Source organism: Paraburkholderia sp. BR14374 (assembly GCF_040948685.1).
Lineage (GTDB): Bacteria > Pseudomonadota > Gammaproteobacteria > Burkholderiales > Burkholderiaceae > Paraburkholderia > Paraburkholderia youngii.
In genome coordinates, this window is the sequence record NZ_JBFPKF010000146.1 from 1 (window position 1) to 338 (window position 338).

At 66.3% G+C, this 338-nt stretch carries 1 protein-coding gene; it reads left to right on the forward strand.

Annotated elements, in window-relative coordinates; translation table 11 throughout:
* On the forward strand, positions 1-338 hold a 338-nt coding region (locus AB3X86_RS38415; RefSeq protein WP_368599916.1), incomplete at both ends, for a GspE/PulE family protein.

A 338-nucleotide genomic window follows, 5' to 3' on the forward strand; every position in this document is an offset into this window, starting at 1 on the left:
CAACATCATGACGGTGGAAGACCCGATCGAATACGACCTGTCCGGCATCGGCCAGACCCAGGTCAACGAGCGGATCGGCATGAGCTTCGCGCGCGCATTGCGCTCGATTCTGCGTCAGGACCCGGACATCATCATGATCGGTGAAATCCGCGACCTCGAAACCGCGCAGATCGCGGTGCAGGCGTCGCTGACCGGCCACCTGGTGCTCGCGACGCTGCACACGAACGACGCGGCATCGGCCGTCACGCGTCTGACCGACATGGGCGTCGAGCCGTATCTGCTCGCCTCGTCGCTGCTCGGCGTGCTCGCGCAGCGGCTGGTGCGGCGACTGTGCCCGG